The organism is uncultured Psychroserpens sp., from assembly GCF_947492715.1.
Classification (GTDB): domain Bacteria; phylum Bacteroidota; class Bacteroidia; order Flavobacteriales; family Flavobacteriaceae; genus Psychroserpens.
The window spans coordinates 241,231-263,769 of sequence record NZ_CANLNS010000003.1 but is presented as its reverse complement, the minus strand read 5'-3'; the positions used below and the strand labels follow the sequence as shown (position 1 = coordinate 263,769).

Genomic DNA, 22,539 nt, shown 5'->3' with positions numbered 1-22,539 from the left:
GATGAAAAATAAAATATACACTGCATTAACAAAACCATATATTGTAGTTCTCGTAATGCTTTTTGCTCCTTTGTTAGGCTTCTTTGACAGAAATTTTAGCTTTTTTTTTGGACTAGCAATTACATTTTTAATACTCTGGTCCAGTCATTATAAATGGTCTCTATTTGGGTTTTCTAAAAAACTTACGATGAAGACTGTTTTAAGGGCACTTGTCTTTTCGGTTTTGTTACTCATAGCATTTGTACCGTTAAATTTAGTTTTAGACCATTACTTAGGAGAAGCAAATTTATCGTCTTTAGAAGATCTAAAACATAATACAGTAGGATATATTATAACGTTAATTATTGTTTGGGTTTTTGCCGCTTTTGGCGAGGAAATACTGTTTAGAGGTTATTATCTTAAATGGTTAGCAGAATTGTTAGGTAATACTAAAAAAGCATGGATTATTTCGGCTATAATATTAGCAATATACTTTGGAATATCTCACTCTTATCAAGGTGTTTCAGGCGTTATAAGTATCATCCCATTCGCATTTGTATATTCATTAATATATTTAAAAAACAGGGATAATTTGTGGCTATTAGTTTTTATGCATGGTATTCACGATACTATCGGATTAACATTTCTATATTTAGATATGACGGATCCAATATCAACATTTTTTGAAAGCCTGTTTTAGGAACAATGTTATCTAGCGTATTTAACAAAAGTCCTGCAATCTTTAGTTGGCTTAAACTTTATAAAACTTTTCAGTTTCTATTAGGCTGTTTTATTTAGGCCGTCGTTCATCAGTTAAGCGAACAAATGGTGTCCTTTTACCCTTTTTTAATAATGCCAATAGCTAACAATAATTACGCATCATAAACGCCTTACTCTTTTATAAGTTTTATTGTTTTATTCGCGCCTGTTTCACTATAAATTTTTACGAGATATACTGCCGACTCTAATTGACTAACATCAATAGCACTAAGTGGGTTATCTACCTTCATAATACGTTGTCCGTGGATGTTAAAAATTTCGGCATAATTTATAATAGTATGCTCTGACAATATTGTAACCTCGTCTTTTGCTGGATTAGGGAATAATGTGACGTCTGCAATAAAAGTTTCTGGAGTTTCGGTAGATAATGTCTCAAAACTAAAAGCTTCATCTCCATTAAGTTTATCAAACTCATTATTAAAATTTACAGTAGAATCATCGGTAACATCGACTTGAATAAAGGCATCTAAAGAACCATTGATGGCAGGATGACTCGCCAGAATTGAATTATTATCTAAGATCCTTATCTCTCCTGTTGATGGGTTGCCATTTACTGTGATAGTTATCAATGGGATTGTTGTCCCATCTGCATGGGCATTAAACAGTGATCCAGACGTATCTGTTGTAATCAAAAATAAATCCTTGTCTGACATACTTGGGTCTAATGCTGCCACATTCGTCCCGGGTATTGAGGTTACTGTTTCGCTAGCTCCAGTTGGTAATACATTATCTACAGTAATGGAAATACCATCTGGAAGGACCAACACAAATCCGTAAGATTGTGTAATGGGTTGAAAACTCCCTGAATCAAACTGTGACACAGCCGATATGGTAAAATTATAATCGCTGTTTTGTACTAAGGTAAAACTATAATTCTGTGCTATTGAAGTATAAGATAACAGACTTATAAGCATGCATCCTATAAATTGTAAAGGGGTGAAAGTTTTCATTGTTTTAAATTTTAAAGTGTTATTGCGTTCAATCGCTATTGTTTTTTAAGTTCGATATATTTTAATTCTGATATCATTGGTTTAGTTTTTGGAGTTTTCAAAATCATTCCTTAGTTGCATATAACGTCCTAAATTTGCTGGCAACTGTTCTTCTATTGGCCACGTACTCAATCCTAAGAAATTAGCAGGATAACTCAGTACATTTTGCAGAACAAAAGGCAATTCTGAATTACTTCCTGCATATTGGGTGACACCATCCATATTCACATCTGTATTGGAATAACCACTTGTTTGATGCGTTGGGAGATTTAAGAAGTTTGCAGGATCGTTCAACACATAAGACAATACTCCTGGTGTATCTGGCATACCACCTGAATATTGCACAATGCCATCACTATTAGTATCACCTGCCCAAAGGCCTTGAATTCCAATTGGCATGCCTAAAACTGTTTGTCCGTTGCTACCGTAGGTAGAAATACTACCATCTGTAAAATCAACTAGAGTATTTGTGCTGTTTAAAGAAATGGCAGCACTACTCATAATACCTAAATGGTTTCGGTGGTTGACAGCTACATAATAATTACCTGAATCTAAGTCTATATTTAAAGGATTAACGCCATCTAAACTAACAATATCCCCATCTCGTTGTAATAAAGCAGATTGACCGCTTAAGACTAACGCACTATTATTTTCATCGCGCAATTCTATCCAAACCCAGTCTACGATAGCATCTGCGCCTACAACCGCAAACACAGATGCATCTGCTACTAATCCATCGCCATAAGGCGACATTTGAGGGATTAAATTTGATAGTCTTAAATCATCACGCATTAAGCTTTCTTGTCCAACATTTGGATTTATAGCTGCGCCTTGTAAGTATATTTTTGGACTTATTAAAGTTTCAAAAGGAATCCTATCAGAACTCAGTACAACATCGTTACCATCGCCCTGATTATAATAAATATACCATGTCTTACCATTACCTATTACCGAAGACCCATTAGGTAATCCGTTAAATACCCCAACAATTGGATCAACACCATCATTACTAATCAGCACAAGTGTTTCAGGATCTTCAGATAAAATCCCTGAAGTATCCAATACATTTAAAGTCGCTCCATCAATATCTACAATACCATTGACTACTATTTGATCATAATCAGTTCCAGCAATAGTAAAATCATTGATTTCAATTTCCAGAGTATCACCTGAGTTCATTTCAAAATCTCCGCTTACTCTTAATTGTCCAGGAGATTGCCCTGGTGCCAAATAGCCATCAATAGTGGTCGTTATTGCACTGAACTGATTTTGTCCTGTAATTCCAACTGGTGTATTGATCGATCCTACATTTGAAATCAGTGAAAGGTTACCTCCTGCTAGAACTTGTGCAGTTGATGAAACAAAATCTATAGCTGGAACATTAGTTGCACCGCTTGTTCCTTCTAATGAAATATTACCAGTACCTAATGTACTGATCACTCCATTCAACTCTAATCCTATATGACCTACACCTTCAACATTAATGGTTCCTGTACCTGCAGTTTGAATAGTTGTATTTGATGTTGTCCAAGCACCAACATTAGCAAGGTCAGATTGATTTCTTCCTATACCAAAAATATTGATATCTCCTGCATTACTTTGAATGCTTGATGTACCTTCAATACGTACTCCTCTAAAATTAGCATTCCCATTATCTACGCCGTTTCCTCTTATAATAATATTTCCCGTATCCGTTATAACGCTGCTATCTTCTGTCATCCAAAATCCATCTATAGTAACAATTGCAGGAATGTTTAAATATATCGTTCCATCAAGTATAATATCTCCCGACCCTGTAGTCTCAACGTGACCGTTGTACATATATATACCTCCGAAATTACTCCCAGAAACAACTTCAGTACCTGCAGTTATAGTAATACTTCCTCCGTTTGACTGAATTGTTCCAGAGATAGTTGTTGTACTTTTTGTTGAAGTAACAATTAAACCTGTAGTAATAATACTTCCATCACTATCTATTACTAGCCTTCCAGATTCTAAATTTAGATTACCATTACCAATATTAGTAGGATTAGTATCAAAGCGAACATCATTTCCTTCTTGAACATTAATGGATAAATCTGCATCAAATCCGACTGCTAGTCCTTGCATCACTACAGTTTTATTTCCTGAATCTGTATTATTAATACTTAGTGAATTATTAGGATTGCCAAAATCTACTATTGTTGATGAAAAAACATTGATTTGGTTATCTAAAGAGCCTCCTGCAGATAAAGTCATATAATCATCTTGCCCCATATTAAAGGTCCTATTATTAACGTCTAAATTATCTGTAATAGGTAAATTCAAGTCATTATAACTTATTTCACTATTACCAGGTATCTGAATAGTTCCTCTGTAAGTATCTGTAAACGTATGTACAACATTTGCATAATTGCCCGATCCAGATAATGACATACCATTATTTTGAGTGCCCCCATCAAAATAAAATTCATTTTGAAAACCCCCGCCGCTTAAGTTAATATTTAGGTTATCGTTACCATCTCCTGTAAGGATATTGATAGTACCCGTTACTGATGCTACAGATACTAAAACGTCGTTCCCGTCCTGAGTGGCTCCCGCACCTGCAATTACAAGTTTTGAAGAGTCACTAATACGATAATTTAAACCATCAACTATAATAGTAAGATCATCGTTTGCCAGATAAGGATCTTGAAAAACAAGATTCCCTGAACCATCTACTAACACATTAGGAAGAAGCTCTGAGCTTAACACTACATCATTACCATCACCTTGATTGTAATAGATATACCACGTCTTTCCATTACCTGCTATTGGAGCACCATTAGGCAGTCCATTAAAGATTCCGATGGTTTGATCGGTTGCATCATTATCAATCAAGACAAGAGTTTCAAAGTTGCTGAAGCTTCCTGAATTATCTATTAAATTCAGTGTACCGCCATTTAAATTCACAATACCATTAACCACCACTTGGTCATAATCAATCCCAGCGGTAGTAAAATCATTCACCTCCATTTCCAAAGTGTTATTACTAGTTCCAATAGCAAGATTTCCTGTCACAATTAACTGGCCTGGAGATTGCCCTGGAGCTAAAACTCCGTTAAGGCTTGTATGTCCATTAAATTGAATCTGTGAGGTGATACCTTCAGGTGTATTAACTGGGCCTACATTAGAATTTAAGTACAAGAAACCTCCAGATTGTAATTGTGCGTTTGAGGAAGGCAAGTTGATTGCTGAAGCATTTATTGCTCCACTCGTACCATGTAACCAAACATTTCCTGTGCCTGTTGTACTCACTATTCCGTCTAATTCTAGACCAATCCATCCTGTTCCAGTGATATTGATCGCTCCTTCACCAGCCGTTTGAATGTTTGTACCAGCAAGCATTGAAACACCAATATTTGAATCATTATTGTTGTTTCTACCTGTACCAGTAATAGTTATATCTCCTGTATTACTTTGTATATTTGAGGATTCTTGTAAACGCAATCCTCTGAATTTAGCATTTCCGTTGTCAACCCCATTTCCTATAATTGTAATGTCACCTGCATCTGTAGAAATACTACTAGATTGAATCATATAGAAACCATCTAATGTAGTGTTGTTTATATTAAAAGCCGCATATGCTGTTCCGTTAATGATGATATTTCCAGATCCTGTGGTCTCTAAGTGCGCGCTGGTCAAACCTGACGTGACAATATTATTTGGTAACACAAGTGTTCCAGAGGTAATAGAAATATCTCCTTCAGCCTGAATCGTGGCATTTCTAATATTAGTTACACGTTTACTAGTAGTAGTAACTGATCCTGTGGTTGTGATATTGTGAAAAAACAACTCAAGACTCCCAGAAGTTACATTTAGGTTTCCGCTACCAAGGTTAGTTGTGTTTACGGTATTAAAACGAACATTGTCATGTTCTCTATGAATAATCAAATCTGCATCAAACCCAGAACCCATAGCTTCAATATCGACAAAAGTAGTAGCAAAATTGCCATTTTGAAATTCAAAATCACCATCAATAGTTAATGAATTAAGAGGATTTTTATACTCTATCTTTGTTCCGTTTAAGTAGAATATTTGATTGTTTGCAGCACCTGCTTCTTGTATTATAATACGAGAGGCTTGAACTTTAAAGGTAAAGACGCGATCATTAGCATCAAGAAAATCTCTAATAGTGTGCTCTAATCCTGTATAATTAATAGTACCATTATTTGAAATATCAATAAAGCCTATTTTATTACCTGTAATGGTGTGAGCAATATTATCATGGATATTTGTTCCTGATAATGAGATTCCATCTACTCCTACCTCTCCATCGTAGTTAATTGCATTCATGATATTACCTCCTTCAAAATCTATATTTAGAAAGTCGTCTCCTTCTCCTGTATTAATATTGATATCACCGGTTACATCGGTAATAGTGACTAAAACATCATTTCCATCTTGAGTGGTTCCTGATCCTGCAATTATAGGTTTTACTGAATCACTAATGCGATAATTCGTTCCGTCTACAATGATTGTAAGATTATCATCTAATGAATAAGGATCTTGAAAAACAAGATTTCCTGAACCATCAATATGTATATTTGGAGGAGTAGTACTTAATAAAACATCATTGGTACCTCCTAGGTTGTAATAGATATACCAGTTTTTCCCGTTTCCAGCGATAAGAGTTCCGTTTGATAATCCATTGAATGTACCAACCACTGGGTCAGTACCATCATTATCAATTAAAATAAGATTTTCAGGACTAGAAAAACTACCCGAACTGTCTGTTAAATTTAAGGTTACTCCATTTAAATCTACTGTTCCATTAACCACTATCTGATCGAAATCTGTTCCAGCGGTATTAAAATCAGCTACTTCCATTTCTAGTGTATCACCAGAAGACATTTCAAAATTTCCATTTACAGTCAATTGCCCAGGTGATTGACCTGGAGCTAAAATTCCATGGATGGTTGTATTAATTGCACTAAATTGAGCCTGACCAGAAATGCCATTTGGCGTATTAATAGGTCCAGTATTTCCTGTTATCAGTAAATTTCCACCAGCATTAAATTGTGATCCAGATGACGGTAGATTTATTGATGGATAGTTTGCTGCACTACTGGTTCCTGTCATAGAAATATCACCACTACCTGTAGTATTGACCACACCATTAACTAGCAACCCAATTTGGTCAACACCTGTAGTATTTAAACTACTTCCTGTGATAGAAATAGCACCATTTTCAGCTTGAACAACCGAATTTATCTGCATTTCTATACCATAGTTGGTATCTGTACCAGTACCACCTGTGCCATCAATAGTAATAATTCCAGTACCTGTGGTTTGAATATTTGTTCCATCATACATTACAATTCCTATGTTTCGATCACCTATACTATTCCCTGCGGTTCCTATAATATTGATGTTTCCACCACTGCTTTGAATATTCGTTGAAATAGACATATTTATCCCAGTATTAAATCTAGATCCTGTTGTAGCACTTATTCCTGTAATGTCAATATCTCCTGTATCAGTAATTAAATTCGTTTCAAATAATGTGATCCCTCTTACTCCAGAAAAAGTATTATCGATAAATCCTTGACCGGAAAGCGTAATTGTTCCCGTTCCTGTGGTCTGGATTGTTGATACAAAAATCTCTAATCCTGAAAATGCTGCAGTTTCAGTAGGTTGGGTTCCAGCAGAAATAGTTATGTCTTCTCCTGCTGTAGAAGTTATATTTCCTTCTGATACATCAGTTGCATTTATACTTTCAAGAACGATTGCCCCTTCTGTAGTCACATTTGCTCGAACTAAAACATTCAGAGCCCTCACATCAAAGTTTCCTGTCTCAAGATCTGTACCTGTACCTGCAACTCCTGGAGCGCCGAAACGTACGGTATCTTCTAACTTGCTAATGAATAAATCTGCATCAAACCCAGCAGCAAACCCTTTGATTTGATTAAACCCTTGACCTGTTCCAGCCCCGTTTAAGGTTAAAGAATTATTGGGGTTGTTATAATCAATCGTTATCACTCCAGAAACAGAGACTTGATTCTCTAAACTTCCTGTAGGCTCATATTCTGTAAAATCACTTAAATTTAGCGTAAAAACTCTATCATTAACATTTAGGTCATCAACTATTGTTTGTTCTAGCTCTATATATGTAATTGTACCATTTCCAGAAATATCTACGGTTCCTTCTCCTGCATCATTAACCGTATGAGTAACAGTATTAAATGTTGCTCCTCCAGATAGTGATAAACCGTCTGAATTACCTCCTCCATCAAAATTAATAGCATCTGAAAAATCACCACCATTAAAATTGACAGTTAAACTATCATTCCCGGCGTTAGTATTAATATTAATTGCTCCAGTTATAGAAGCGATTGGTATTAAGACATCATTTCCATCTTGAGTTGTTCCAGCTCCAGCAATTAACGGCTTTCCTGAGTCGCTAATGCGATAATGTGCATTTTCTACTATAATAGTGAGATTATCATCATCTAAATTCATTCCTGTATAAACCAAATTTCCAGAGCCATCCACAATGACATTCGGATTTGGAGATGAAATTAATACAACGTCATTTCCATCTCCTTGATCGTAGTAAATCTTCCAAATTTTTTCATTGCCTGCAATGGAGGTTCCTTGAGGAAGTCCGTTGAATGTTCCATTTATTGCATCAGTTCCGTCATTACTTATTAAAATGAGAGTTTCTGGGCTAGAAAAACTAGCAGATGTGTCCAATAGGTTGAAATCAACTCCATTTATATTCACTGTTCCGTTTACCATTATTTGATCAAAATCAATTCCTGCAGTATTAAAATCAATCACTTCCATTTCTAGTGTATCACTAGAATTCATAGTTAGATTTCCAACAACAGTTAATTGCCCTGGAGATTGCCCAGGAGCTAAAACTCCATCGATAGTTGTATGTATTGCACTAAATTGAGTCTGACTTGTAATACCATTAGGTGTATTAATGGGTCCTTGATTCCCTGTGATTAATAAGTTTCCACCTGCAAGAAGCTGAGCTCCACTAGATGCTAGATTTATAGATGAATCGTTTGCTGTGCTGCTAGTTCCTGTAACCGAAATATTTCCAGTACCTGTAGTATTTACTACACCTTCAATAATCATCCCTGTTTGGTCAGATCCTATAGCATCTATACTACTTCCAGTAATAGAAACATCCCCGTTTTCAGTTCTAACAATAGCGTTTGCCTGCATTTCTACACCATAATTAGTGTCTGTACCTGTACCTCCAGTCCCTTCAATGGTAATCGTTCCAGCTCCTGCGGTTGCAATTAATGCGGTATCAAAAATAATGACACCTTTGTTATCATCACCACTACTATTTCCTCCAGTACCAGTAATATTAATATGTCCTCCATTACTTTGGATATTTGTTGAAGTAGACATGTTTATTCCTATACTACTATCAGTTCCCATGTTAGGTCCTGTTCCTGAAATAGAAATATCTCCTGTATCACTTATTATATTAGCTTGATATGTTGTTATACCTTCTTTTGAGGATGAACTTGCATTATCGCTAAACGCAAGACCAACAAGCTGAATTGCTCCCGCTCCAGTAGTTTGGATGGTTGACTGAATAACACTTAAACCAGAAAAGGCAGCACCTGGTGTAGGAGTTGTTCCACCAAAAATATTAATATTCTCTCCAGCAGATGATGTAACACTACCACCTTCTATATAAACCTGATCAAAACTTACAAGTTGTATTGCGCCTTCCGTAGAGACATCACCCCTAACCAAAATAACTTTAGAAACAACAAAAACACTACCTGTTCCAACATCCATCCCTTGGAAATCTATAGTATCATCATTTCTGGAAATGTTTACATTGGCATCAAACCCAGTCGCAAATCCACTGATCACACAAAAATTCTGACTTATTCCAGATCCATTTATAGTTAAAGTATTATTGGGATTATTGTAATCTATTGTTATCACTCCAGCAACAGCGACCTGATTCTCTAAGGTACCTAAAGGAGCAAATACCTTACTATTATTTGAATTCAGTGTAAAAACTCGATTATCAACATCTAAGTTATCTACTATTGACTGTTCTAAGTTTGTGTGAGAAATAATACTGTTTCCAGTGATTAAGATAGTTCCATCACCATTGCTACTAACGGTATGGGTAACATCATTATATGTTGAAATTCCAGATAGCGATAAGCCGTCTGAATTAGTCCCTCCATCAAAATTAATAGCATCAACAAAATCACCTCCACTTACATCGATAGTTAAATGATCATTTCCTGTTTCTGTGTTAACATTAATACTTCCTGTTATAGAAGAGATGGGCACCAAGGTGTCATTTCCATCTTGAATAGTACCAGCTCCAGCAATTACTGGCTTACCAGAATCACTGATTCGATAATTTGCTCCATCTACAATGATTGTTAGGTTATCATCCTCAGATGTTATACCCGTAAATAGCATATTTCCTTGATTTACAGTCACATGTGGAATTCCTGATGCTGAAGTTAATACCACATCATTACCATCACCTTGATTATAGAATATGTACCAAGTTTTTCCATTGCCAGCAATGGAAGCTCCTTGAGCTAAGCCATTAAAAGTTCCAGATACCTGATCGGTTCCATCGTTGTCAATAATTGTCAAGGAGACAACTTCTTCAGGGAAACTCCCACTATTGTCAACAAAATTGAGCGTCGCATTATTTAAAACTACAGAACGATTCACCTGTAACTGATCATAATCAGTACCAGCTGTTGTAAAATCATCTATTTCTATTTCCAAAACATCACCAGAATCCATTCTCAAATCTGTGTTCATGATGAATTGTCCTGGAGATTGACCTGGCGCCAAAACACCATTAATAATGGTATTAATTCCATTTAATTGTGATTGCGTAGCTACTCCACTTGGAGTATTGATATAACCAGTATTGGCAGTTAAATTAATGTTATTATTAGCCGCCAATATTGCACTAGTAGATGATATGTTTATTGCGGGAACATTCATTGCTCCACTGGTTCCTTGTAGAGATACATTTAATCCACTGTTGTTTCCAATAGTACCTTTTATATCAATCCCTAAATAACCTACACCTGTAATATCTATAATGCCTAAAGTGCTGGTTCGAATATTCCCAGACACCATTGAGACTCCAATATTAGTATTATTCACACTATTTCTGCCAGTACCATTAATCGTAATATCTGCAGCAAGACTTTGAATAACTGTGTTGTTCCCCATGCGAACTCCACTAAAATCGGCCAATCCATTATCTACACCATTCCCCGTAATAGTAATATCACCAAATCGGGTAATAATGCTACTATCTTCCATACTAAAGCCAATTAATGAAGTTTGGTTGATTATGTTTATAGCTGAATATGTAGTTGCGTTAATGTTGATATCATGCGTTCCTGTTGTTTCAATTGTCCCAAAATTCATATATAATCCGCCAGTGTCAGTATTAATTCCATCAATAGGAGGAACTACTGTTCCAGCAGTCATTGATAAACTTCCGTTAGTTGCCTTGACCGTAGCAGATTCAATTGCCGTAACACTTCCGCTTGTAGTTGTAATTGTGTTTGCAAAAACATTTCTTAAAAAATGAATCTCATGGCTGGTCAAATTTAGGCTTCCACCACCGAGATTAATTGCATTATTAGAAAAACGTATTTCATCGCCGTCACCTCCATTAACCGTTAGGTCGTAGTTACCAATTGCCAATCCTTTTATATCTAAAATATCATCACCAAACCCAGAAGTATTTATTGTTAATGAATTATTAGGACGCACAAAATCTACTGACTCCCCATAATTGGAATCTATAAGGTTTCCTAAAGTACCACCGGCTTCCAAAGAAATTTGTTCCGTATTTGCTAGATTTCCTGTAAATGTGAAAACCCGATCATCAACATTTAAGTTATCCGTAATAGGCTCAAGACCTATATAACTAATATTGCTATTGCCAGTGATATCAATAAGACCATCATTATCATTAATGAACGTGTGTTCAACACTATCATAAATTTTATCATCTGAACTAAGCAACACCATATCATCTCCAGATACTGTATTTTGACCTCCTCCATCATATTGTATTGGAATCTTGAAATCACCTTTAGAAAAATCTACAGTAAAGGTATCATCACCTCCTTTGGTATTGATTTTGATCTCACCTGTGACCAGAGTAATTGGTACTAAGACATCATGTCCGTCTTGTTTTATTCCTCTACCTGCAACTAATGTGGCCGCCGAATTACTTAGGCGATAATTAAGACCTTCAATAGTTATACGGATATCATCGTCAACACCAACAATATCGGTATAAACTAAATTGCCATAGTGGTCTACTTCAATACTGTTCCTGTCTTTAATAGGTTCAATTTTTTTAGCCGAGTTGTTGAACTCTAAAATGGAAGAATCACTAACATTTTGAAAACTCCATGCATTAATTGAAATACAGAAAAATAAATATAGAAAATTGCAATGTAAAGGGGATTTCATGATAAAGAGGTTGTTTTAGTTTTTGGAATACGTTCCTTTTAATTTCTTTTTTAACTTTTCTAGTGCAGATAACTCAGCCCTGAGACGCTCATTCTCTTTTTCAATGATCTTTTGATCTTTCATGAAAAGGTTAATAAAGAATTGCCTTATTGACATTCGTTCGATGCACTTTGAATTGTTTACTTCAAAACTATTTACTAGAACATCTAGAGGAAAAGAAATGTCATGTACAAATGATGTACAAGCTAAAAAAGCTCATGTACAAATCATGTACAAACAAAAAATAATAAATATTAATCAACTGATTAATAGTTTTTTAGAAGTTTAAGACTAAAATTGATTTAAAAACGTATTGAGATCATCTTTTGAAGATAAATTTAGCTTTTTTCTAAGCCTTGATCTGCTTCTGTAAACCGATTCGAGGGCTACATTTTGAAGTAAGGCAATTTCATTATTGTCAATATTCAGTCGAATAAGAGAACAAATCTTTGCTTCTGTTTTTGTAAGTGTAGGGAATTTTTCATGTAGTTTTTCATAAAAAGCTGTGTTGAGAACATCTACTTTACTTTGAATATCTACCATATTATTATCCACGATCTCTCTTTCTAAAACAGCCTTTTCCAAATCTTTAAAATTTGAGTCATCTTTGAAGGAACCCGATTTTTTTATTTTTTTAATATACGCTAATAACTCTTCTCTCCATTTACGGTTTCTTGAGATATTTAATGCAAAATCTGAAATGTCTTTTTGTTTATAATCTACTTCTTTTTGTAGCATTTCATTTTTAAGTTGACCAAGTCGAATTTGTTCTTTTCGTTTTCTCGAAACAAAAACGATACCAGCTATAATCAATCCAAACACACCAACAATGATAGCAGTAATTTTCCAAAATCTGGTCGATGCTTGTTGAAGAAGATGCTCTTCATTAATTTTCTGCTCTTCTACCAATCGAATACTATCTATCGTCTTTTGGCGTTCATAAGTGTATTTAGCTTCTAGCTCAGCAAACTCTTTAATGCTTTTTATATTCATGTCCTTTATCTGCTGGCGCTTATACCCTCTGTAGAATGCAAATGCACGTTCATGATTTCCCAAATCTGTATAAGCGTTACTTAAAGCTAGGCAACGGTTAGCTATTGAACCTTCGATACCTATATCTATTAATAAGTCGAGCGACTTCTTATAATAAAAAACAGCTTTCTCAGGTTGTCCCATTTTCCTATAACAATAACCCAATACTTTATAATTCCTTTCTATGCTAATTCTATCATTAGTCTTTTCACATAGTTCTATATTTTTATTTGAATATGAAATAGCCGATTCGTAATTTTTCTTTCGTTTTTCTATATTGGAAAAATTGAGAAATGCTAAAGATTTGCCTTTGTTATACCCAATTGAATCACCATACTTAAGTGCCTGTTGCGCATACATTTCACTCTTTTCTATATCTTTATAAGTAAGATAGTATCCACTTAAAGCACTTAATGTTTGTACACGTTCTTTATCATTCCCATACATTTTAGACTGAGCTAAGGCCTTTTTATAATATTCTAATGCCTTAATACTATCCTTTTTATAACGATATAGTCTACCTAGAATTCGATATGTGCTAGATAGTGTATAGGTCTCTCCGATACTTTCTTTTATTTTTAAACTTTCTTGTATGGCTTTTAAACTAGGTACATCATCAGTATCTTTTCGATAATAATGACTTAACTCATCTAGTATTAACGCTTTTTTTAATAAAAAATAGTTGTTATCGGTTTCTTTAGTTAAAATACTGTCATTAATAATTTGTATGGCTTTCTCAAAATTGTGTATTGATTTTTGTGTTTTCACTCTTAAACTGTCAATCCCAAGTTTATAGAGTCTCTCAACTTCGAGGCTATCATTTTGCGCATTTAATGTAATCGTGAAGACAGACATAACAAGAAAGCAAACACAATGTTTGCTAAAGCCTGTCAAAAACTTAACCAAATTAGAACAATCTAAAATCAATGTAGAGGCAATTTTATCAATTCCATCCAAAGATAGTTAAACAAAACTGATGAACTTAAAAAAAGGGAATCTTCCTTATATAATATCTCAAAACATAGGTTTAAATCTAACAACCCTAGATTAAAATGGTTTAACTTTTGTTTGATTAAGTCTAGAATGCGTACAACTAAATGGCAACGAACAGCATAAAATAAAAATGACATTCACATTTTCTAAGTCGTTGATTTTTAGTATCTTTAATATCTCCGCTCTTTATACATCTATAAATTCCATGACACTAAACCTTTTATGTTATGAGAAATACAATACACATTATTTTATTAGGATTGCTTGGCTTACTGTTATTAGTTGCATCTTGTAAAGACTCAACTAGCACCAATCCCAAAGGTGGCTTAGATATTACACCAGAAGAAATGCCACCCATTGAAGACTACGAATTTGGTTATGGTGGTGATCTAAACGACGATGGAAATGTAAATAAAGAAGACTTAATTATCATTCAATCTGCCTTTGACGAAACAATACCTCATTATCCCGAATTAGATGTAAATAGAGACGGCAAAATTAATCAAGATGACATTCAGTTTATGGAGGATGTCTTAAGCGGAAAAAGGCCGTCACTAATTTATGCCGATTTTATTGAAGACGATATCGAGACTGGAGAGCCTGCAGAATTAATTATTGCTGGTGTCAACCTTAGTCCTGAAACAGAAATACATTTCATGAATCAAACTTTACAGCCTTCAAAATTTATTGAAGGTGGCATTGAAGCCGATAGCCTCTATGTTTATTTTGAAGAACTTCCAGAAATTTCAGATGATGGCACATCGGTAAGTTTGCAATCTAATGGTATTAATAGCTTACAACTCCCAGTCTATAAATATGGAATGACACCAGGCAATATTGCCTATTCTGAAATTTCCAAAAACATCATGTTTCAAGAGGTTCCTGAAATCCCTGAAGAAGAGTATGGTGTTAGTGAAGATAGTTGTTGCATTACTAGAATTGTCTTTAAAGGACACATGAAAGGCATTAAAATATTTGCCTATAATGACAGTGGTGAGGAGGCAGAAGGAAGTGGTAAAAAATTAAAGCCGAAAAAAGAGCGAACACTAAGGTCGAAAGCTAAAAACATCACGATTCTTATTGTTAAAAACAAAGCTCCTTTTGCCACGTTCAATTTTGATTGTGAGACCATAAAAAAAGGAATATATAAAGAAAATTTTCAACCCGCTGGCGAAGGCGCAACACAGGTAAGACCTCAAGATATTTTTGAAATTGTGGATTTTACTATAAAAGATCCTTGTATTCCAGAATCTATGCCTTTTCCTAAAGATGTTACAGGAGGTGCCATACGACGTGATAATGCGAATTGGGGCACTCCAAAACCTCATATTGGATCTGGAGGACTTGCCAAAATATCTGTACCACTTACTAGTATTACAGAAATGGGCTGCAATGAAGCATGTTGGGTTCAATTTGTGTCCACTAAAATCACTAAAAATGGGGAGTCTAAAAAACCATTATACGATTCTAAAGGCTTTCATGTTGATAATAACACCCTTGGGACTGATGCAGACTGGTTTTGTTATCAGGCACAATATGAAGAAAACGGCAACCTTGTATTTGCCGATGGGCCTCATATTGTTCAAAATGACACCGTTTGGGTTGGTGGTAAAAGGCATATCTTTAAAAAAGGAGATGTGGTTCTCAGAACATCAACTTTCCTTACGCAACTCATATGCATTGACCCTACTCCAGAAAAGGTACTCGCTTCCTTTATGTGGTCTGTTAACACCACATATACAGTAGACCCAGATGACATAAGTGTTGGTGGTGTTACCGATACTATAATCATAAAGCCTGTTAACTTAAAACAAGTGCCAACCAAAAAAGATTGGGCTAAACTCAAGGCTAAACTCAAGAAAAAGAAGCGTGATAAGAAGAAATGTCCAGACTAATTAAAACTCGAATAAACGATATACGTCAACAACTTAATTGAGAGACATCATACTATTTCTAATGATCTTTTAATTTCTATTCAATTTGGCAAGCAATGCTTGTGTTCTTGGGTCAAAAAAATCAAGGGCTATTGCCTTCACTAAATTGTCTTTAGCTTTTGTCTTATCATTATTATGATAATATGCTTCTCCCAAGTTGCGATAGAGTTTATGACTGTTTGGGAATACAGTTAGCGTGAATTCTAGAAATTCAATGGCATTTTCATAGTCGTTTTTATTAGCCAAAACATCGTAAATATCATCGATAGCGCCTTCACTAAAATTGAAAATATAATCTGGCACTGACGCATATTGATTATGCAAATTCTGATATAAGTCTATAGCTTCTTTAACTCCAGACACCTTTATTGTATTGATAATAGTATCATTAATAGCATAACGATAAGGCACAGGAGATTTGAATTCTAATTTTCGATGAATAACGACCTGCTTCTTTAATGAATCCTCTTTAATAAAAGCCACAATAGTATTCATTATATCATTATCCAGTAGCCCATTATGTCCTGCATTTTCAACTATAATTCGATTGTAATTTGGAAATCTCTTTATCATATCTTCAACTTGGTTTGGCGGTGTTCTCCCATCTAGAGTTCCCCCAATGAGCAAGGTTTTAGTTGGAGCTGAAACAGGAGTATTTAAATTGTTGATTTTTTTAACTCCAAATGCATTGTACACCTCAGGAAATCGTCCGTAGGAAATTCCGAAGTGAGAAAACACCGAAGATTGCTCGTGTTTTTTAGCCATTTCCCAGCGTTCATCTGTATAGCCTGAAGCAGCATTTGCCGTAAAGAATAAGGCATTTGGTAATCGTCGTCGTCTAAAATTCCTAAGTAAATTACCTACGTCGCGACAATTATCCTGACTTATTTGATAGTAAAAGCTGGGGAAATCTTTTATCCATTGATCTTTTCCTATTTGATCTGAAACCATCATTTGAAGATGTTCGTCTGTTAGCGTCATATCCCAAGTGGGCCTCACTTTTGAGATAATATCTCCAAGAAATCGTTCTGACGTATCGTCCTGATCAAATGCATCCTGCAAAGGAACCTGAATAAATTTTGGTTGTGCTTGCAAACCACTATGCGTAGACTTTACTAATTGCATAAAATCTGGAATATATTTAGACAATTTCTTATCTATCTTAATTAATGAATCCATTTTTTCAAATTGCCCTTGCACTTCTAGCGGTAATTTCAGCCCATGATCAGGACCTAAAGGACCAGCAAGAATCACTTTATCAACATTTTCTTGAAAATATTTAATATAAAGTTGAGCCAATTCGGTTCCATAACTATATCCATATAATGAAATCTTGCGATAGCCTAGTGCTTGTCTTAAATTTTCAATATCTAAGACACTCTGATACGAATTATAAGCACTTAAGTCTATACCCAAATCAAGAAATTCATTAGCACATTCTTTACATTTTGCCACAAGATCTTTTAAAATCTGTTGTTGTACGTTATGGGTTATTTCGGTTGGTGTATCTAGAGAATTTCGACAAGATAAATTTGGGATCGAGTTCCCAACTCCTCTTTGGTCTAATAAAATGACATCGGCATATTTTGACAACGCTCTAAACAAATAAAAATACTCTGAACGACCTATACTTGTAGACGCAGAACCAGGACCTCCTGCTAAAAACACAATGGGTGTTAGTGGGCTTTCAGAAGTGCATTTAAATCGTTCAAAATAGAGCTCAATGTGATTTGATATTGAATCTAACTGGTCTTCGAGAACAACCAACTTTCCTTGTTCTATAACGGCAAGTCTATTATTTAAATAATCGTGTAACGTGTCTTTTGTAATTTCTAAAGTATTTATGTCTTTGTGATTCACATTAGGCTCAGTAATAGGAATATCGCTCACAAAAATCACATTGTATAACAAATAACCGCCTAATCCTAAAACGATTAATAGCACCCAAATTCTCTTTTTAATCTTTATTTTCTTCATTGTTACATATTTACTTATCCTTGTTATAACCTTCATATACCAACAAGACTAGAAAATTAAGAATCTGTTTCAGTGAAAATGTATAGAAAAGCACACAATTTATAAATTGAGTGATTAAAGCGCCTATCAAACTAAAGTTAAGCCTCTTGCTGTTTTTTATACTGTGAAGGTGTAATCTTGGTATGTTGTTTAAATACTCTTGTAAAAGCATTCGCCGAATTAAATCCAGACATATTAGCTATACCCAAAAAATTAAGATGATTGTATGCTCCACTCGCAATAATATTTTGAGCATATTCTATACGATACGAATTAATTAAATAGGATAAATTACATTGAAATTCAGTATTGACAATTTGTGATAAATATTGAGAGTTAATTTTTAAACGACTACAGAAATCACGCGCAGATAAATTACTGTCTAAAAAAAGTTGTTCGTGCTCCAAAATATTTATAATCTCTTTTTTTAAGTCTGTTATACGATCTTGAGTCAAAATGCCCAACTCATTATGTGTTGTAGACATATGACTTTGTACAACTCTAGATTCTTTTATTGCCCAATAGGCGATATAATGTATTAACATTGAAGACGCAAATACTGTTGCTAACATCACATAGAACTGATAAAAATCTGTGAAAACAAAAATGAGCATAGCAACTATAAAACAGCATATAAAAATTAAGAATACATTAGTATATTTCTGTAACCACAGCAATTTCTCCAGATAGTTTTTATTGGCTCTACCATCTAAATTCTTATGTTTTGATCTTATAAATTTCCATGAAATCCAACAATATAAAAGAATAGAGATTAAAATTGGAATATAGTAGAACATCTTAGTAGAAGCCACATTAAAGTTATCTGGTTCTGGCGCACTATAGATTGCTAATTTCTCTACCCCAGATTTGAGATAAAACGGAAGTAAGATCAATAAACAAACTAATGCTGGAATAAAATGTAAGAGATCCTTCATTTTAAATCCATCGTCCTTATTTGCGGTATACCTAATGTAAAAGTAGAATAATGGTCCAAGCAAAAAATGGAACGGTAAAAAAAACTGTATTAAGAACGGAAATGAACTATAATAACCCTCTAGAACAATTATTGCCTTGATTTGATAAAGTGAAATTATAATAATCAAAAGCACTAAAAAAACAACACTCTTTCTTTGTTTTGCACTATTAATTAATAGAATCGTAGCCAAGAAGAACCCATGGATAACATTAATCAAGAATAAAACAGATAATACGTTCATCAATACTAATATTATTTAACCAAGGAAATCACTTTTAAGGTCCTAGATATCAATATGAATTCCAAAATAATTTCCCGCGTTCTGGAACTGGTAATTCTAACTGAATCACATAAGGTGCCGCTTTTGTTACCCAGAAAACGAGCCCATCACTACATTTTATTTTCCAAGTTTTTATTCGTTTTTCGTTGGCATTAATCACTTCTTCTTCACCCTCAATAGTCGCTACTAAATAGGCTAATTTCTTGGTATTTGCATCGTAATACGGGAATTTGTAAATGGCCTCTTTTTCTAACGGAAGGCCTACCAACAACATACCATAAAGATTCCAATCGAATACAGGTTTCTTTAGGCTTATGGTATCAGATTTTTGAACTTTCTCTTCATTTTTATTCGAATTGATAACTAATTCAGTATCCGAAAATTGGTAAAACGTATTACTTCCTGAAGCATTCGTTGAATAAAACTGCCATGGCTTCAATGTTGATTTTTCAACCATATTGACCCAAGTATCTATATGAACCAAATCTGGAGAATATATATCTTGAACACGATGAAAATATGTTTTACCACCTAATTCTACCATCTCTCCATAATCTGTCCATACTTTATTTGGTGTTTTTTTTCCTTGCAAATCGATAAAACTAACCTTCCATTTATTGGTGTAATTTTTCAAAAATGACCCATCAATATATTTAGATCCAGGTTCTACAAGAAGGGTGTCTATTTTTTGAGCTGTTATGTTTAGACAGGCAAATAGACTCATTGCAATGAGTAGTGTTTTATTCATATCATGTATTTAAAAGACGAGCGGTTGGTAAATCCCTTTTCTCACAATACTGAATATAAAAAATAAAGAATGTAAAAACGTTAATAAAATGTTATTAAACGATGAGTAATAGCTACTGTAAAGGCAGTCAGAGACTCATTTGTTTTTCCTGAAAAATAATAACTATCTGCGGCGTTTGTATAAAGCCGTCCTAAAAGATCATAATCTTTACTGTTTGTGTTTTTTGTTTTAAAATCTTCAAAAACCTTTACACCTGCTTGGGCATTAGAAGCCCTATTAGCATAATAAAACATAAGGTTGGAAGTGTGTCTCAATGCCATATTGATTGAATCCAACTCGTAAGCATAATCTATAGTTATTTTGGCAATAGAATCGAAACTATATTTTGTTTTATTATTGACAAGCCATGAAAGACTATCTAATAATTTAAGTCGTTTTCCTTCTTTAGAGGATTCAATTTTTTGCTTCAGTTCATTAACCTTTTGGTCTAAAGACTCTTTGGTGAGGTCATTGCTCTTAGTTTGAGCAAAAAAAAGATTGACATAATAGCACAAAAAAGAAGCCTACGAAAAAACGTTTCATTTAAAGGGGGTGTACATTTATGCTATAAATGTATAAAAACAGTTTTTACTAAGCTAAATGCATGGGGTTACAAATGGGCTACAAAAACACCAAAAAGACGCAAAATACAAGTGACTCAACGGGCTGAACAACAAAATTAAAAAAAGACAGAAAAGTTATTTAAATCATTATTAACGCTAGATTTTATTTAAGATTTAGGTTTAAACTTTCTTATCGACCCATCTCTTAGTTGCGCGTTTCCGAAATTTTAGTCTTCAGAATACCCTAAAAACAGTTTTTCAATGTCATCCATGTTAGCGTCATCCCACTTAAAATAATTTAGAGCCGTATTAGGGTTTAAGGCATTTGCTGGGAGCATATCTAAAATACTAGTTCCAACATTAGGAAATCCAATGGACGGCATGACTCCAGAACTCTCATAACGAGCTTCAAAGAAACTGTGAGCCCAATCGTCTTTATTTCCGTATTCTTGAGTCATATTATTGATGAAATTTTGAATTTTATCCACTTGTACAACTAATTTTTTGGCTCTAAAGAAACTAGGAATACGTTTATTTTCTCTGTGATGGTATGCAATATCTCTAGAACTAATTGTCTTCGTATCTTGATGCCCAAATAAATCTAACAATTCATAATTGTTATTTTGGACAGCTAACTCCAACTCTGCCTTTTCACGTTCTGCAATAGCCAAAGCCCAATTGCTTGTAGTTGTAGATTCTGTTACAACATATACCTCTCTAAACGAATAATATGTTTGCGTCAATTTTATGATTAACTCCTGTTCAATAAAGCTCCAATTTGAGAGTTTTACACTTTCTGGATGTTCTCCTTTAAATAAAAAACTTCCAGCTTTATCAAAAGCTAAGATTTGCTTAGCGAATTCAAAATCCCCATCTATTATATTATGTTCGTTTCCTCTCCCTGAATACGGCTTAGTAACGCCATCACTAAACACCCAATTCATGGGGTTTAGTTTTAAATTATACGTCAAATCTGCATCGTCCGCGTTAACTAATGACCCTTTAAAAATATTTCCTAAAACGACCATTTCACCATTCCTTATTTGGAAGAAATCTCCTGGGTATATTTTTTGGTTTAATGGCATAGACGGGATATATCCTCCTGTTTTCCAATAAAAAAATCTGTAGAATTTCTTAAATATGGTATTCATAGTACTTTGTTGATTAAGACGTTGTGATGCGCAATTTATAAATGATACAAGGTTGGTGTTTTGTTCCAAGAATAGTCCAAATGCTTTCCATTTCAGCATAATTAGTAGCTTCAAATTCGAAACTTAATTTTAATAATCCTTCAGGCAAATTAGGATTGCTTTCGGGGCTAATTAATGCATGTTTTTGAAAGAAGCGCATGGCTTTATCCAAAAAATTTAGAGCCTCCAAATAATCCTCAAAAGAAGATGTGACCAATACATTAATACTATATTGTTCTGGTTGATTTGACACTATATCGGCGCTATGGGTATTTCTACTAATATTCATCATAGATCGCGATGCTTCTTGTTGAATATTTAATAAAGACAAAACTACTTTATTTTGATTTTGCATCGGAATAGACCCATCTGTATTGATGACAGGATTACAAACGACGTGGTTTTCATTTAAAGACAATGTTTGTCTCAAGTATTGTTCTAATTCGTTAGAAATAAATTGGAAGACATTTTTTATCATTATGGTACAAATATTTAGTTAATA

At 34.3% G+C, this 22,539-nt stretch carries 11 protein-coding genes; 2 read left to right on the top strand and 9 right to left on the bottom strand.

Going from position 1 to position 22,539, the window contains the following annotated elements; translation table 11 throughout:
* Position 1 precedes the first annotated feature (1 nt).
* Entirely contained in the window at positions 2–679 is a 678-nt protein-coding gene (locus Q0787_RS10520) for a type II CAAX endopeptidase family protein (protein WP_298902565.1), read from the top strand.
* A gap of 190 nt (positions 680–869) precedes the next feature.
* On the opposite strand, the gene Q0787_RS10515 is transcribed toward Q0787_RS10520, so the two are convergent.
* The 3 genes from Q0787_RS10515 to Q0787_RS10505 form a co-directional block, all read right to left on the bottom strand.
* Positions 870–1,709 (bottom strand): T9SS type A sorting domain-containing protein, encoded by an 840-nt coding sequence (locus Q0787_RS10515; protein WP_298902564.1) that lies wholly within the window; start codon positions 1,707–1,709, stop codon positions 870–872.
* Positions 1,710–1,790: 81 nt separating this feature from the next.
* Positions 1,791–12,227, bottom strand: coding sequence for a hypothetical protein (locus Q0787_RS10510; protein ID WP_298902563.1), 10,437 nt, complete (start codon positions 12,225–12,227; stop codon positions 1,791–1,793).
* Positions 12,228–12,557: 330 nt separating this feature from the next.
* Positions 12,558–14,153, bottom strand: coding sequence for a tetratricopeptide repeat protein (locus tag Q0787_RS10505; protein WP_298902562.1), 1,596 nt, complete (start codon positions 14,151–14,153; stop codon positions 12,558–12,560).
* A gap of 365 nt (positions 14,154–14,518) precedes the next feature.
* Here Q0787_RS10505 and Q0787_RS10500 point away from each other — a divergent pair, with 365 nt between their 5' ends.
* Positions 14,519–16,186: a dockerin type I domain-containing protein gene (locus Q0787_RS10500; RefSeq protein WP_298902561.1), complete on the top strand. Its 1,668-nt coding sequence runs from the start codon at positions 14,519–14,521 to the stop codon at positions 16,184–16,186.
* A gap of 69 nt (positions 16,187–16,255) precedes the next feature.
* On the opposite strand, the gene Q0787_RS10495 is transcribed toward Q0787_RS10500, so the two are convergent.
* From Q0787_RS10495 to Q0787_RS10470, 6 genes are all read right to left on the bottom strand, one after another.
* Entirely contained in the window at positions 16,256–18,202 is a 1,947-nt protein-coding gene (locus Q0787_RS10495; RefSeq protein WP_298902560.1) for an alpha/beta fold hydrolase, read from the bottom strand.
* A 137-nt stretch (positions 18,203–18,339) separates the two neighbouring features.
* Positions 18,340–19,176 carry an AraC family transcriptional regulator gene (locus Q0787_RS10490; protein ID WP_298902558.1) on the bottom strand — a complete coding sequence of 279 codons (837 nt, stop codon included), beginning with the start codon at positions 19,174–19,176 and terminating at the stop codon, positions 18,340–18,342.
* Positions 19,177–19,507: 331 nt separating this feature from the next.
* Positions 19,508–20,245: a hypothetical protein gene (locus Q0787_RS10485; protein ID WP_298902557.1), complete on the bottom strand. Its 738-nt coding sequence runs from the start codon at positions 20,243–20,245 to the stop codon at positions 19,508–19,510.
* 80 nt (positions 20,246–20,325) lie between these two features.
* Complete coding sequence (locus Q0787_RS10480; protein ID WP_298902556.1) at positions 20,326–20,799, bottom strand: hypothetical protein; 474 nt, start codon at positions 20,797–20,799, stop codon at positions 20,326–20,328.
* 275 nt (positions 20,800–21,074) lie between these two features.
* Positions 21,075–21,998, bottom strand: a complete 924-nt coding sequence (locus Q0787_RS10475; protein WP_298902555.1) for a hypothetical protein — start codon at positions 21,996–21,998, stop codon at positions 21,075–21,077.
* Between the two features lie 13 nt (positions 21,999–22,011).
* Positions 22,012–22,515, bottom strand: coding sequence for a Pvc16 family protein (locus Q0787_RS10470; protein WP_298902554.1), 504 nt, complete (start codon positions 22,513–22,515; stop codon positions 22,012–22,014).
* Positions 22,516–22,539 lie beyond the last annotated feature (24 nt).